The sequence below is a fragment of the Ewingella americana ATCC 33852 genome (genome assembly GCF_000735345.1).
GTDB classification, from domain to species: Bacteria; Pseudomonadota; Gammaproteobacteria; order Enterobacterales; family Enterobacteriaceae; genus Ewingella; species Ewingella americana.
This window is the reverse complement of the sequence record NZ_JMPJ01000025.1, coordinates 33,172-45,985: the sequence shown is the minus strand read 5'-3', so window position 1 is coordinate 45,985 and position 12,814 is coordinate 33,172. Positions and strand designations below refer to the sequence as shown.

The following is a 12,814-nucleotide window of genomic DNA, read 5'->3' as shown; positions in this document are numbered from 1 at the left end:
TTGACAGAGGTCACACTAGCTAGCAATCAGGAGTAGAGCTGATAAGAGAGGAATGTAAGGCGGCTCACAGTTATGGCTGACTATTAACAAAAAACCCGCCGAAGCGGGTTTATCTACTCATATCAAAACGCGGTAAAACCTAAGCAGTAAGACTCAGGCCGGTCGCGAAATTACGCGTAAACCGGGAAGCGTGCGCAGATATCCAGCACGTTTTTCTTCACACGTTCGATAGTGGCTTCATCGTTAACGTTGTCCAGAACGTCACAGATCCAGCCAGCCAGTTCGCGAACTTCGGCTTCTTTGAAACCGCGACGCGTTACCGCCGGAGTACCGATACGCACGCCAGAGGTCACGAAAGGAGATTTCGGATCGTTTGGCACGGAGTTTTTGTTAACGGTGATGTTAGCACGGCCCAGCGCGGCGTCGGCTTCTTTACCGGTCAGGTTCTTGTCAACCAAGTCCATCAGGAACAGGTGGTTGTGCGTACCGCCAGAAACCACGTTGTAACCACGGTCCAGAATCACGGAGACCATGGCTTGGGCGTTTTTAGCCACTTGCTGCTGGTAAGTTTTGAACTCTGGTTCCATCGCTTCTTTCAGTGCTACCGCTTTACCGGCAATCACGTGCATCAGCGGGCCGCCCTGACCACCTGGGAATACGGCTGAGTTGAGTTTTTTGTAGAACTCTTCGCTGCCACCCTTCGCCAGAATCAAACCACCGCGTGGACCCGCCAGCGTTTTGTGGGTGGTGGTGGTAACGATGTGTGCGTGTGGCACTGGGTTCGGGTAGACGCCTGCGGCAATCAGACCGGCAACGTGCGCCATGTCGACGAAGAAGTATGCGCCAACGCTGTCTGCGATTTCACGCATCTTGGCCCAGTCAACCACGCCTGAGAATGCAGAGAAGCCGCCGATGATCATTTTTGGCTTGTGGATTTCGGCCTGACGTTTAACGTCTTCATAGTCGATGTCGCCAGCTTCGTTGATGCCGTAAGGCACCACGTTGTACAGCTTACCGGACAGGTTCACTGGAGAACCGTGAGTCAGGTGACCGCCGTGGCCGAGGTTCATCCCAAGGATGGTGTCGCCCGGTTGCAGCAGCGCGGTGTACACCGCGAAGTTAGCCTGTGAGCCAGAGTGTGGCTGCACGTTAGCGAAGTCTGCACCAAACAGCTCTTTCGCACGGTCAATAGCCAACTGCTCTACGATATCCACGTATTCGCAGCCGCCGTAATAACGTTTGCCCGGATAACCTTCGGCATATTTGTTAGTCAGTTGCGAACCCTGAGCCTGCATAACGCGCGGGCTGGTGTAGTTTTCTGACGCAATCAGCTCGATATGTTCTTCCTGACGAACAACTTCCTTCTCCATTGCTGCCCACAACTCAGCATCATAATCGGCAATGTTCATTTCACGCTTTAACATCCGCATCTCCTGACTCAACAAACTAAAAAAAAATGCCCCTTCCGGGTTCTGCGCAACAGTGTAAATGTTTAAGACGCCTGCGGATAGAGCCTGTTTAAGGTTTTTAGGCAATCGTTTGGCTCCAGACGCCGCAAGGCTTTTATCCGTTAGGGACTTAGCGTTATCAAGGGAGTTTTCCTCAGCACATCATGCATATTTTTCAGCTTTGTGACCGCGCCCGCACGCTTTATGAAACCCATGATTGCGGCATGGCTATTTACAACAATAATTCCGCGCTATAAGATGCATTAAAAATACATGTTTAAAATTTACTGCTGAAATACGGGCTGAAGCCCAGGGAGCTAACACCATGCTAGACAGCCAAACTATCGCCACCGTTAAGTCCACCATCCCTTTACTCGCCGCCACCGGGCCGAAATTAACCGCCCACTTTTATGACCGCATGTTCGCGCATAATCCCGAGCTGAAAGACGTGTTCAACATGAGCAACCAGCGCAATGGCGACCAGCGTCAGGCGCTGTTCGACGCCATCTGCGCCTATGCCGCTAACATTGAAAACCTCGCCGCGCTGCTGCCTGCCGTCGAGCGTATCGCGCAAAAACACACCAGTTTCACCATCCAGCCCGAGCAGTACAACATTGTGGGCACCCACCTGCTGGCGACGCTGGATGAGATGTTCAGTCCGGGTCAGGAAGTGCTGGATGCTTGGGGCAAAGCCTACGGCGTGCTGGCCGGGGTGTTTATTCAGCGTGAAGCCGATATTTATAAAGAGAGTGCCGAGAAGAACGGTGGCTGGTCTGGCACGCGCGAATTCCGTATCAAAGAGAAGCGCCCGCAGAGTGAGTTGATCACCAGTTTTGTACTGGAGCCGGTAGACGGCCAGCCGGTAGCCGACTTCAACGCCGGGCAATATCTGGCAGTGTATATTCGCAGCCAACAGTTGGAAAATCAGGAAATTCGCCAGTATTCTCTGACTCAGGCCCCGAACGGCAAGACCTATCGCATTGCGGTGAAGCGTGAAGAGCAAGGTCAGGTGTCGAACTTCTTGCATAACCAAGCACAGGAAGGCGATGTGGTGTATCTGGCCGCGCCGCACGGTGATTTCTTCCTCGACGTCGCGCCAAAAATGCCCGTCGCGCTGATCTCCGCCGGTGTCGGCCAAACGCCAATGCTCGGCATGCTCAACGTGCTAGCAGCTAACCAGCATCAGGCGCCGATCCACTGGCTGCACGCCGCTGAAAATGGCCGGGTTCACGCTTTCGCGGATGAAGTGAAATCATTGGGAAATCGCCTGCCGCAGCTGCAAAGCCACGTTTGGTATAACCAGCCGCAGGCGAAAGATTTGCCGGGCGAGCAGTATCAATCTCAGGGTTTGATGGATCTCAGGCTGCTGAAAAGCCAGCTCGCTGACCCAGCGACCGAATTCTATCTCTGTGGCCCGGTCGGCTTTATGCAGTTCGCCGCCCAGCAGTTGGTAGCCCTTGGGGTGGTGGTCGACCGCATTCATTACGAATGCTTCGGCCCGCATAAAGTGCTGTAATGTAATAGAATGCATAAAAAAAGGCTGACATCGCGTCAGCCTTTTTTATTGGCGCTTTCTGGTCATAAGACTGAAAACGGCAATTAGATCGCTTCTTCATCCTGCTCGCCAGTACGGATACGTACTACGCGCGCCACGTCGAACACGAAGATTTTGCCATCGCCGATTTTGCCGGTCTGGGCGGTGGTCATAATGGTTTCGACACAGGTATCAACGATATCGTCGGCCACCACGATCTCAATCTTCACTTTTGGCAGGAAGTCCACCATATACTCAGCACCGCGGTACAGCTCGGTATGGCCTTTCTGACGCCCAAAACCTTTCACCTCTGTCACGGTCATCCCGGTAATACCGACTTCGGCCAAGGCTTCACGGACATCATCGAGTTTAAACGGCTTAATAATCGCATCAATTTTCTTCATGGCGGACCCTTATAATCATTCATTTGCTCTCCGCCTTCCTGAGCGGCAGCGTGGTTCACATTCTGATTGCCAGCGGCAATGCACAGGCAGACGGTAAAGGTAACATAGTCAAAGAGCGTCGTGCTCACTCTTTAAAATCGGTCGCTTCCAACTCGTGACGAGAAAGCAGCTTGTAGAATTCGGTTCGGTTGCGCCCAGCAATGCGCGCCGCGTTGGTCACGTTGCCTTTGGTTATCTGCAACAGCTTGCGCAGGTAATTCAGTTCGAACTGATTACGCGCCTCGACGAAGGTCGGAAGCGCAGTGTTCTCTCCTTCCAAAGCCTGCTGTACCAAGGCTTCGCCAATCACCGGCGCGGAGGTCAGCGCCACGCACTGCTCAATCACGTTAACCAGTTGGCGAACATTGCCCGGCCAGCTGGCGGCCATTAAGCGTCGCATGGCATCGGTTGAGAAGCTGCGCACAAAGGGTTTGTGGCGCTGAGCGGCGACCCGCAGCAGGTGGTTCGCCAGCAAGGGGATATCTTCCGCGCGCTCATTCAATGCCGGTAATTTTAAGCTAACGACATTCAGGCGATAGAACAAGTCTTCGCGAAACTCGCCCTTCTCCATGGCTTTCGGCAAATTGCGATGGGTCGCGGAGATGATGCGCACATCCACATCTATGTCGTGATTACTGCCCACCGGGCGCACTTTGCGCTCTTGCAGCACGCGCAGCAGTTTAACCTGTAGCGTCAGGGGCATATCGCCAATTTCATCCAGAAACAGCGTGCCACCCGTCGCCGCCTGAAACAGCCCTTCCCGGCTACTGACCGCGCCGGTAAAAGCCCCTTTGGCGTGACCAAACAGCTCAGACTCAAGCAGCTGCTCGGGCAGCGCGCCACAGTTAATGGCGGTGAAGGCTTTTTTGGCTCGCGGGCTGGCAGCGTGAATCGCCTGCGCCAGTACCTCTTTGCCCGTGCCGCTTTGGCCGTTAATCAGCACGCTGACGTCAGACTGCGCTACCATATTGGCCTGCTCCAGCAGCCGCAGCATCACCGGGTTGCGGGTAACAATGGCTTCACGCCAGCTCTCATCACCACTCGGCGAAGAGAGAGACAGCGCGGCGTCGATAGCTTTATACAGCGCGTCGCGATCAACCGGCTTGGTAAGGAAGCTAAACACGCCCTGCTGGGTTGCGGCGACGGCGTCGGGGATGGAGCCGTGAGCAGTAAGGATAATCACCGGCATGCCCGGCTGGTGCTGTTGAATTTCGGCGAACAGCGCCATGCCGTCCATTTCATCCATACGCAAGTCGCTGATCACTAAATCAAAACGCTCGCGATTGAGCAGACGTAAAGCTTCAGCGCCGCTCTCGGCGGTAGTGACGCGAAAACCTTCGCTGGTCAGGCGCATGCCTAACAATTTCAGCAGGCTAGGATCGTCATCGACCAGCAACAGGCTGGCGGCTTTGCGTAACGTCATGGTTTATTCTGCCCTTTAATCGGTGGCTGGTAAGTCTCTTCCGGTTTGACCGTCGCCGCAGCCGGGCTGTCACTTTTGCCCGCAGGCGACGTCGCATCGCTGTCCGGCAAATCGCCCTGCATCTGCTTGCGCGAAGAGAGCTGACGCTCAATGTCCGTCAGATTTTTCAGCTTACGTTGAGTATCCGCTAGGCTGCTTTGTAGCGCCACTTGCTGCTGGGACATCTGCTCAATTTTGCTTTCAGACACCGCGGCCTGCCGCGCATTACGCGCTTTTTCATCACCCAAGGTGACTTGCAGCGTCTGCCGCTCGCGCCACAGCTGCACCAAGGAGCGAATAGAACCCGGCATCTGCGCGCGATACTCATTGACGCGAGCTAACAGCGCGCGGCGCTGCTGCTGGTCGGGGTCAGCACCGGAGCGCAGAATGCTCTGCTTGAACACGGTATCCCACGAGTGAGCCTTGATTTGGTCAGCCTGATAGCGCGCCTGAGTGTCATTCATTCGGTCCGCGCAATCCATCGCCCGCAGCCAGTACAGCGAGTTAGTAATAGCTTCATTATCATCCAGCGCCCACAGGGTTTCACAAGGCGCGAGGCGGAAATCCACCACTTTGGTGGTCGGGATCACATCGTCGACCGGGCGATAATAGCTGTCGCTGGAAGAGTGCAAGTTACAGCCCGCGAGGAGCGCGGGCGCGGCGATGACGGCAATGGCCGTGCGGCATACTGAGGTTTTCAACCAATGCTGAATCTGGGATATAAAAGACGCGGCGCCCTTTAACAGGCCATTCCGCTTAATTTGGCGTTTTTTAATCATTTTTCTCAGCAGTTAATGGCAATTCGATACGAAAACACACGTCGGCATCGTCAATCTGGACCAGCCGTAATTCTCCGCGCATTCGGCGGATGCAATCCTGTGCAATGCTCAGCCCCAAACCACTGCCTTTGACGGCGCCCTTGCGCTGCTGACTTCCCTGATAGAATGGTTCAAAAATCATCGTTTTTTCGGCCTCAGGGATAGTATTTCCCGTGTTGGCAACGTCGATGATCACTTGGTTCTGTGACTGCCGACTGCGGACCCAAATGGTACCGGATTCAGCGCCATAGTGCACCGCATTGGAGTAGAGATTATCCAGCACCCGCATCAAAAGCGTCGGTTCCGCCCAACAGAACTGCGCCGCCATGTTGACCTCGGTGCGGATCTGCTTGGCTCGCGCCGGCAGGCTGTTAGAGGCCACGATGCTATCGACCATGGCCGCCAAATCCACCCGCTCTTTATCCATCGGCGCATCGGCCAGTTTGCGGTTGTAGTCCAACAGCTGTTCAATCAGCGTCTGCAAGTGGCGGCTGCTGCCATCAAGGATAGCCACCACCTCTTTCTGGTCCGCCGTTAGAGGGCCTGCGACTTCATCCTGTAACAGCTCGGTGCCTTCGCGCATGCTGGCCAGCGGCGTTTTAAGTTCATGAGAAATATGGCGTAAAAATTCGTGACGCTGGGATTCCAGCCACGCCAGTCGCTCACTGAGCCAGACGATGCGCTGGGCCAGCGAGCGAATTTCCCTCGGCCCTTTGAACTTGTCCGCATTGCCCAAGGTGCCGCGCTCGCCCAGCCGGTTAATCATCCGCTCGACTCGCTTGACCGGGCCGATAATCATCCGCGTAAACAGCAAGACCAGCGCGCCGCTGAGTAAGAACAGCACCAGCGCCTGCCAGCCAAAGAACTGGCCGCGCTCAGCGATAGCGCGCTGCAACTGCTGACCGCGGCTAAAGATCACTTCTCGCGTGGCCTGAACCATTTGGGCATTGGCGTGAGCGAACTCCTCAAGTTGGGCTGAAGTCGCCGCATTGGGGCTGTTGTTCTGGCATTTTAACTGCGCGAGCTGGGTCAGTAAGCCACGCAGCGATTGATAATAACGAACGTCGGGCAGCACCGAGGCATGGGCGTCAAGCATCTGCGAGTAACGCTTGCGCTGGCTGTCGTATAAAAGAGATAGCGTCGGGTCATCCAACACGCAATATTGCCGATAGCTGCGTTCCATTTCCAAAGCAATGCTGGACATGGCTTCGCTGCGGCGCGCATCGGTTAGCGTCGTGCGGTTGATTTCGGCGGCTTGTGAACTGAGGTGATCCAGACTTTGATAAGCCTGATAGGCCAGTACCAGCAGGGGTAAAAGCACAAACAGGAAGGCCATCAGCACTAGCTGGCGCAGGGAGCCGGGAAATATTCTTCCTCTTTTCAACGCATTTATCTCATTCGCAGACCGATGGGTTAAATGCTAACTGAGTAACTGATTTACAGCCAGAAAAGAGTCAAATTTAAGGGATTTTCGGAGCACTTTAGGAGGGGCACTGAACACCTTCAGGCGAAGATGTTCAGTGTTCCAGAATAGGTGGTGCCTCACTCAACGTGTCGTTCGATGCTTGATAACGTGCTTGCGCAACGATTATCGGTCTGGTGAACGGTAGGCACCTTGCTTTGGCGTCATTCGGGCATTATGGGCACAATTTGCGGATTAGCGCAGGCTGTCATAATCAATTGAATGAGCAACTGCGCTTATTATGCATGCTTCGTGCCAAGAATAAAACTTCAAAAACAAATGATTGATTCATAACTAAAAAATAGTTTCATTCATTTTGACGGCCTCAGCACTCGCGTGGAAACGAGCCTAATAATTCAACAAAGCGTCGCTAAAAAACAACACCTTAGAGGAATCTTTACAAAATACATACATATCATGGATTTAAATGTCTCCTTTTGGAGACACCATTCTTAGGCATTTGTCTCTATTTTCCGACACATGTCGCAAAATCAATGTTCACTGAAGCCAAGCGCATTCGGAACAGGCACATCTTGCTCACAGTTTGCCGGATTATCGACCTTCGCCGGGTCACATTTCGCCACCACTTCCGGTGGCAGGAAGATGTGGTCGAGGATCGCACGCGCCGTCGGACCCGCCACCACGCCGTCTCCCCCGCCGTTTTCGAGAATCAGCGCCATCACCACTTTTGGATTCTTGTAGGGCGCAAAGGCGGTATAGAAGATGTGGTCACGCAGCCTGATTGGGGTCATTTTGGCGTTATAGATCTGGTTTTCACGCAAACTGAACACCTGCGATGTCCCTGATTTCGCAGCAATTTGATAAGGGGCGGTGTGGAACAGTTTGTAGCCCGTACCATTAGGGAAGTTGGCCATGCCGAACATGCCGTTGCGCACAATTCCCCAGATAGGTGATTTAGGATCCGCAATCTGCGTGGTCGGCGGCTGCACGTAAGGCGTGATCACTTTACCACTCTGGCTGGAGTACAGCAGGTGCGGCGTCTGCAATTTGCCGTTGTTCACCAAGGCGCTGAGTGCTCTCACCATCTGAATCGGCGTCGCCACCCAATAGCCTTGGCCGATACCCACGGAAACCGTATCCCCCTGATACCAGCCTTTCTTATGCACTTTCTGCTTCCACTCGCGGCTTGGCAGCACGCCATTGTACTGCTCGTCGAGGTCAATGCCGGTGGATTGCCCGTAGCCGAACTTGCTCAGCCACTCGTGAATGCGGTCAATCCCCATCTCGTAGGCCACCTGATAGAAGAAGGTATCCGCCGACTCCTCGATAGCTTTGGTGACATTCAGCATGCCGTGGCCGGTTTTCAGCCAGTCACGGTAGCGGCGCTCGGTGCCCGGCAGCGTCCAGGTCGGCGCGCCGAAGAAGGTGGTTTGTGGCGTGATAACCCCGGCAAACAGCGCCGAAGTCGCCATAAAAGGCTTCACCGTCGAAGCTGGCGGATAAAGCCCCTGAGTGACGCGGTTAATCAGCGGCAGGTCAGGGTTTTTCAGCAGCGCGCTGTACTGTTTGCTGGAAATCCCGTTAACAAACGGATTGGGATCGTAGCTCGGGCTGGAAACCATCGCCTTGATGCCGCCGTCTCGCGGGTCCATCACCACAACGGCGGCGCGCTGGCCTTTCAACACCTTTTCGATGTACTGCTGAAGGCCGAGATCCAGTGTCAGATAGATATTTTGCCCGGCCTGCGGCGGCACTTCACGCAGCAGGCGAACCACGTGGCCGTGGTTGTCAACTTCCACTTCTTGGTAGCCAGTGCGGCCATGAAGAATATTTTCGTAATACTTCTCGACGCCCTGCTTGCCGATGTCATGGTCAGCGGCGTAGTTCTCAGCAACGCCTTCTTTCTCAAGGCGTTTCTCATCTTTATCATTGATTTTCGACACATAGCCGACCACGTGGGCCAGCTCCGCCCCGTAAGGATATTGCCGCTGCTGGTAGGTGCTGATCGACACGCCAGGGAAGTTAAATTGGTTGACGGAGAACCGCGCCACTTCGACGTCAGTCAGCGCCAGCTTCAGTGGGATCTCAGCAAACCTGCGGCCGTGGATCATCGCGTCGTGGAAGTTATCCAGATCGTCCTGCGTCAGATCGACAATTGGCGTCAGGGCCTTCAGCGTCGCCTTAAGGTCGTCCACTTTGCCGGGGATAATTTCAATCTGATACAGGGTGATATTCTGCGCCAGAATGACCCCATTGCGGTCCATGATAAGCCCGCGACTCGGGGCGATCGGCAGCATTTTGATGTCATTTTGATTGGAGCGCGTCTGGTAAAAATCATGCATTCCAATCTGTAAACGGTACAGGTTGTAAACCAACACGGAAGAGAGCAGCACCACGACCACAAAGGCGATGACGGCACGGCGGACAAAAAGGACGGACTCAGCGGTATGGTCGCGAATTTCGTCATTAAGTAGAGCCATAGGCGCGCAAAACCCTTTCTAATCGGCTTATAAAGCAAGTGGCGGAAAACGGAATGGTGAAAAGGCCGCAAGTCTATCGGCTAAGGCAAGACCCGACTATCAGAAGTGTGCTAATGAACTGGCAGTAATGTTTCTATTTATGAAAATGTAAGAAGGAACTGTAACAGTTAAAACAAATTGAGATGCGAATCTCGCTGTTAAAAGCCAGATTCGCAGAACAAGGAAATACGTGGGAAGGGTTATTTAGTTGGCACTTCTACACAGTCACCGTAGACATAGCCGTCAGTTTCGGTGGCGACCACGAAGTTGTTTTTCACGTGGATATACATCAGGTTATCTTCCGCACCGGCTTTCATTGGCTGGTTATTCTGCCCAATGATATCCGTCAGCTCCGGGCTGGTGATCATCTTGGTGCCGTCTGGGGAGAAGGTGAACGTATTGCCTGCGTCGAACACATGCGCATCTTTGTTAATAACGTCGGCGGTTTCTGTGCCGTCCGCTGCTTGTACGTTATGCGTTAAGACACATTTATAGGCCGTTACGGCAGACGCTGAAAAGGAAGTCAGCGCCAGCAAAATTGCAACGAAAGTACCCAACCTGAACATGAGAATAATCCTACCCTGTAAAGTTGCGGCACATCCTATCACCTGCGTTTTTTATAGGAAGAGGTCTGAGAAAAAAAGCGCAAGTCTCAGCCAAATTTGGATTAAGTCGGCAATTAAACCACTTTGGTTTAAGCAGGCCGGTAATTTAGCCTGCTTAAACGCATTGCTGTTAATTAACGCTCTTTAATGCCGAGAACCTTAATTGTCATAATGGACAAGGAGTTAGGCGGAATTTTCCCTGCCACGCCCTTTTCACCATAGGCTAACTTAGGAGGAATATAGAGAGTGGCCTCGCCGCCAATCCCCAGCTTCACAACCACTTCTTGCAAAGTATGAGGGATATCTTTAACCGCAGCGGCAATCACATTGTTGTCTTTTTCGCTGGCAATCACCGTGCCGTCGCCCAGCTTCTCAACAATGCGCAGTCGGATGCTGTCCGTTGACGCGACTTTTGATACAGAACCCGGCTTGTGAATCAGGTAAATAAAGTTACTTTTGGCTTTAACTGCGTTTTTCATTTTTGCAGCTTTGGCCATAAGTTGCTCATTGAGCACTTTGTTTTTATTACCTTTATCAGTGGCGTTATCATTGATCTCTTTGTCGATCACCGCCAATGAAGCTTCGATCTCTTTATCGGTCAGCAGCGGCGTGTGGTTAAAGCGATCCAATAAGCCTTTTAGCACAATCTTTTGATCCACTTCTGCCGTAAACGCGGTGATTTTTCTCAGCTCCTGTTCAGATTCAAGGCCGATGAAATACCCCAACGAGTAAGCCCGCTTGGCTAGGCGCCCCGCCTTGCTATCAGCAGAAATGGCCGTTTTGACTTGCTCACTGCTCGGAATGCCCGTGGTCGCATCAGCCGCTGGCTTCTCAGCCAGCTGTTTCTTCACATTGGCTAATTCAGCCGTCAGCGCGGCTTGCTCATCAGCCCACTTTTTGCTGCCAGACTGTGCATCTGCCTGTTGTTTGGCAAGTTGAGCAGCAAGCTGGTTTTTCTCCGCCGTGAGTGCAGTAATTTGCGCCTCAACCTTGGTTTTATCTTGCGCAGCCTGTTTCTCCACCGCCTGTATGCGAAGATTTTCATTACTGGCTTTCTTCTCAGCGGCCTGTGCCTCCACCAATTGCTTAGTCATCTGAGCTTGCTGGGCGCTAAGAGTTGCGGTCTGAGCTTCCACCTTAGCCTTATCTTGCGCGGCCTGTTTGACCTCGGCTTGCAGACGAAGGCTCTCATCCGCCGCCTTTTTGGCCGCAGCTTGGGCATCCGCCAATTGCTTGGCGGACTGCGACAGGCTCTGGGTTTGCTGCGCCGTCAGCGTGGCTATTTGCGCGTCCAGCTTGGTTTTATCCTGAGTCGCCTGCTTTAAGGCCGCCTGTAGGCGACTATTTTCATCGCTGACTTTTTTCTCCATCGCCTGGGCATCAGCCAATTGCTTAGTCGCCTGTGACGCGCTTTGCATCTGCTGTGACGCCAGCTTTGCGATTTGTGCATCTAGCTTGGCTCTGTCCTGCTCGGCTTGCTGCACCGACGCTGACAAACGGGCGTTTTCCTCATTGGCTTTATGCAGAGCTTGCTGGGTGTCACTTAACTGACGGGCAGTCTCTCTGGCTTGCGCTTCGAGCGTTTCAGGGACCGGCTCGTTGGTTATCGCCGAAAGCTTTTTCCTTACAGCAATAATTTCAGACTGAAGCTTCTTATTCTTGTTATTTAACTCAGAAAGTTGCTGCTTATACCATTGCGCTGTTAATGGGTTATTCTGCGACTTAACTTTATTTGCAGGAATATTCTTGGTTAATTCCTTAGTAGAATCCTGCTCATTATTAGCGGAAGAAGTAAATATTGGCTTAAGCTCGGACTGAACTAGGTTTTCCTCTCGCAGCTTATTTAGAAGGCTAAGATTGTTAGTGTCATCTTCCGCCACCGCCCCTCGCATATTTGCCAAAGCAAGAAATATGCAGACATACAGCGTATGTTTCATCATAGACTGTTAATTTCCTGTGATCTTTTTTCCATGTTTTTGAAAGAGGCATCCTTAACCCGCGCACAGATCAACTTAAGCTTATTATTCAACTGCATACCAAGGATCTCTTTTGAGTCCTTGTTAACATTCAAGCTATTGGTGCGGTAGACCTCGTAAGCTTGGTTTACCTTAGAGAATTGTTGCTGATAGATTACATAAGAGGCGGGATCAATATTTTTCAGCGCTTTAAATTCATTAATGCAGGATTGCTCATTGGCGCTCGCCACTTTTCCTTTTATTTCTGATTTCGGCGCGGTGCATCCCAGTAAAGTAAGAAATGGCAAAAGAATTAACACGCGAACTCTATTTTTATTCATCACATTTATATCCCTATTAGAATCGATTAATGATTTATAAAAAATCATATATTCCCTGTATTCTTTTAAACTCAAAAAATTCCTGACATCTTAATAAGAAGCAGGTTAATAAGAAAAACCAAACTACTTAATCTATGTTTAATCAAAGCTTCATACACTGCTGCGGTAGCCAGTCCGAGCTGTTCAACTTTCAATCAAGTGACATAAATGAAGTGACTTAGGCAGGTGTAAAACTCTCTTCGCAGAGCAGGCTTCGAGGAGGGAAA

At 52.3% G+C, this 12,814-nt stretch carries 10 protein-coding genes; 1 reads left to right on the top strand and 9 read right to left on the bottom strand.

What is annotated here, in order from left to right; genetic code table 11:
* Positions 1-170: 170 nt before the first annotated feature.
* Positions 171-1,424, bottom strand: coding sequence for a serine hydroxymethyltransferase (glyA, locus tag GEAM_RS03170; RefSeq protein ID WP_034788130.1), 1,254 nt, complete (start codon positions 1,422-1,424; stop codon positions 171-173).
* Positions 1,425-1,773: 349 nt separating this feature from the next.
* On the opposite strand from glyA, the gene hmpA reads away from it, so the two are divergent.
* Positions 1,774-2,964: an NO-inducible flavohemoprotein gene (hmpA, locus tag GEAM_RS03165; protein WP_034788126.1), complete on the top strand. Its 1,191-nt coding sequence runs from the start codon at positions 1,774-1,776 to the stop codon at positions 2,962-2,964.
* A gap of 83 nt (positions 2,965-3,047) precedes the next feature.
* On the opposite strand, the gene glnB is transcribed toward hmpA, so the two are convergent.
* The 8 genes from glnB to GEAM_RS03125 all read right to left on the bottom strand — a co-directional run bounded on the left by glnB (position 3,048) and on the right by GEAM_RS03125 (position 12,623).
* Complete coding sequence (gene glnB / locus GEAM_RS03160; protein WP_013574351.1) at positions 3,048-3,386, bottom strand: nitrogen regulatory protein P-II; 339 nt, start codon at positions 3,384-3,386, stop codon at positions 3,048-3,050.
* A gap of 124 nt (positions 3,387-3,510) precedes the next feature.
* Complete coding sequence (glrR, locus tag GEAM_RS03155; RefSeq protein WP_034788122.1) at positions 3,511-4,848, bottom strand: two-component system response regulator GlrR; 1,338 nt, start codon at positions 4,846-4,848, stop codon at positions 3,511-3,513.
* On the bottom strand, positions 4,845-5,588 hold the full coding sequence (qseG, locus tag GEAM_RS03150; protein WP_244956592.1) for a two-component system QseEF-associated lipoprotein QseG: 744 nt from the start codon (positions 5,586-5,588) through the stop codon (positions 4,845-4,847). Before qseG ends, glrR begins: the two co-directional genes overlap by 4 nt.
* A 70-nt stretch (positions 5,589-5,658) precedes the next feature.
* Positions 5,659-7,098 carry a sensor histidine kinase gene (locus tag GEAM_RS03145; RefSeq protein ID WP_034788118.1) on the bottom strand — a complete coding sequence of 480 codons (1,440 nt, stop codon included), beginning with the start codon at positions 7,096-7,098 and terminating at the stop codon, positions 5,659-5,661.
* A gap of 560 nt (positions 7,099-7,658) precedes the next feature.
* Positions 7,659-9,608: a peptidoglycan DD-transpeptidase MrdA gene (gene mrdA / locus GEAM_RS03140; RefSeq protein WP_034788117.1), complete on the bottom strand. Its 1,950-nt coding sequence runs from the start codon at positions 9,606-9,608 to the stop codon at positions 7,659-7,661.
* A 239-nt stretch (positions 9,609-9,847) separates the two neighbouring features.
* The gene (locus GEAM_RS03135) at positions 9,848-10,213 is read right to left on the bottom strand and encodes a hypothetical protein (protein ID WP_034788116.1); all 366 of its coding nucleotides are present in this window, start codon (positions 10,211-10,213) and stop codon (positions 9,848-9,850) included.
* A gap of 173 nt (positions 10,214-10,386) precedes the next feature.
* Positions 10,387-12,192: an FKBP-type peptidyl-prolyl cis-trans isomerase gene (locus GEAM_RS03130; RefSeq protein WP_034788115.1), complete on the bottom strand. Its 1,806-nt coding sequence runs from the start codon at positions 12,190-12,192 to the stop codon at positions 10,387-10,389.
* Positions 12,189-12,623 carry a hypothetical protein gene (locus GEAM_RS03125; protein WP_128124564.1) on the bottom strand — a complete coding sequence of 145 codons (435 nt, stop codon included), beginning with the start codon at positions 12,621-12,623 and terminating at the stop codon, positions 12,189-12,191. The genes GEAM_RS03130 and GEAM_RS03125 overlap by 4 nt, the downstream gene beginning before the upstream one ends.
* Positions 12,624-12,814: the final 191 nt, after the last annotated feature.

Excerpts from the sequence above, each read along its gene's own strand:
- glyA (WP_034788130.1), bottom strand. The coding sequence starts at position 1,424 with ATGTTAAAGCGTGAAATGAACATTGCCGATTATGATGCTGAGTTGTGG.
- hmpA (WP_034788126.1), top strand. The coding sequence starts at position 1,774 with ATGCTAGACAGCCAAACTATCGCCACCGTTAAGTCCACCATCCCTTTA.
- glnB (WP_013574351.1), bottom strand. The coding sequence starts at position 3,386 with ATGAAGAAAATTGATGCGATTATTAAGCCGTTTAAACTCGATGATGTC.
- glrR (WP_034788122.1), bottom strand. The coding sequence starts at position 4,848 with ATGACGTTACGCAAAGCCGCCAGCCTGTTGCTGGTCGATGACGATCCT.
- mrdA (WP_034788117.1), bottom strand. The coding sequence starts at position 9,608 with ATGGCTCTACTTAATGACGAAATTCGCGACCATACCGCTGAGTCCGTC.
- GEAM_RS03135 (WP_034788116.1), bottom strand. The coding sequence starts at position 10,213 with ATGTTCAGGTTGGGTACTTTCGTTGCAATTTTGCTGGCGCTGACTTCC.
- GEAM_RS03130 (WP_034788115.1), bottom strand. The coding sequence starts at position 12,192 with ATGATGAAACATACGCTGTATGTCTGCATATTTCTTGCTTTGGCAAAT.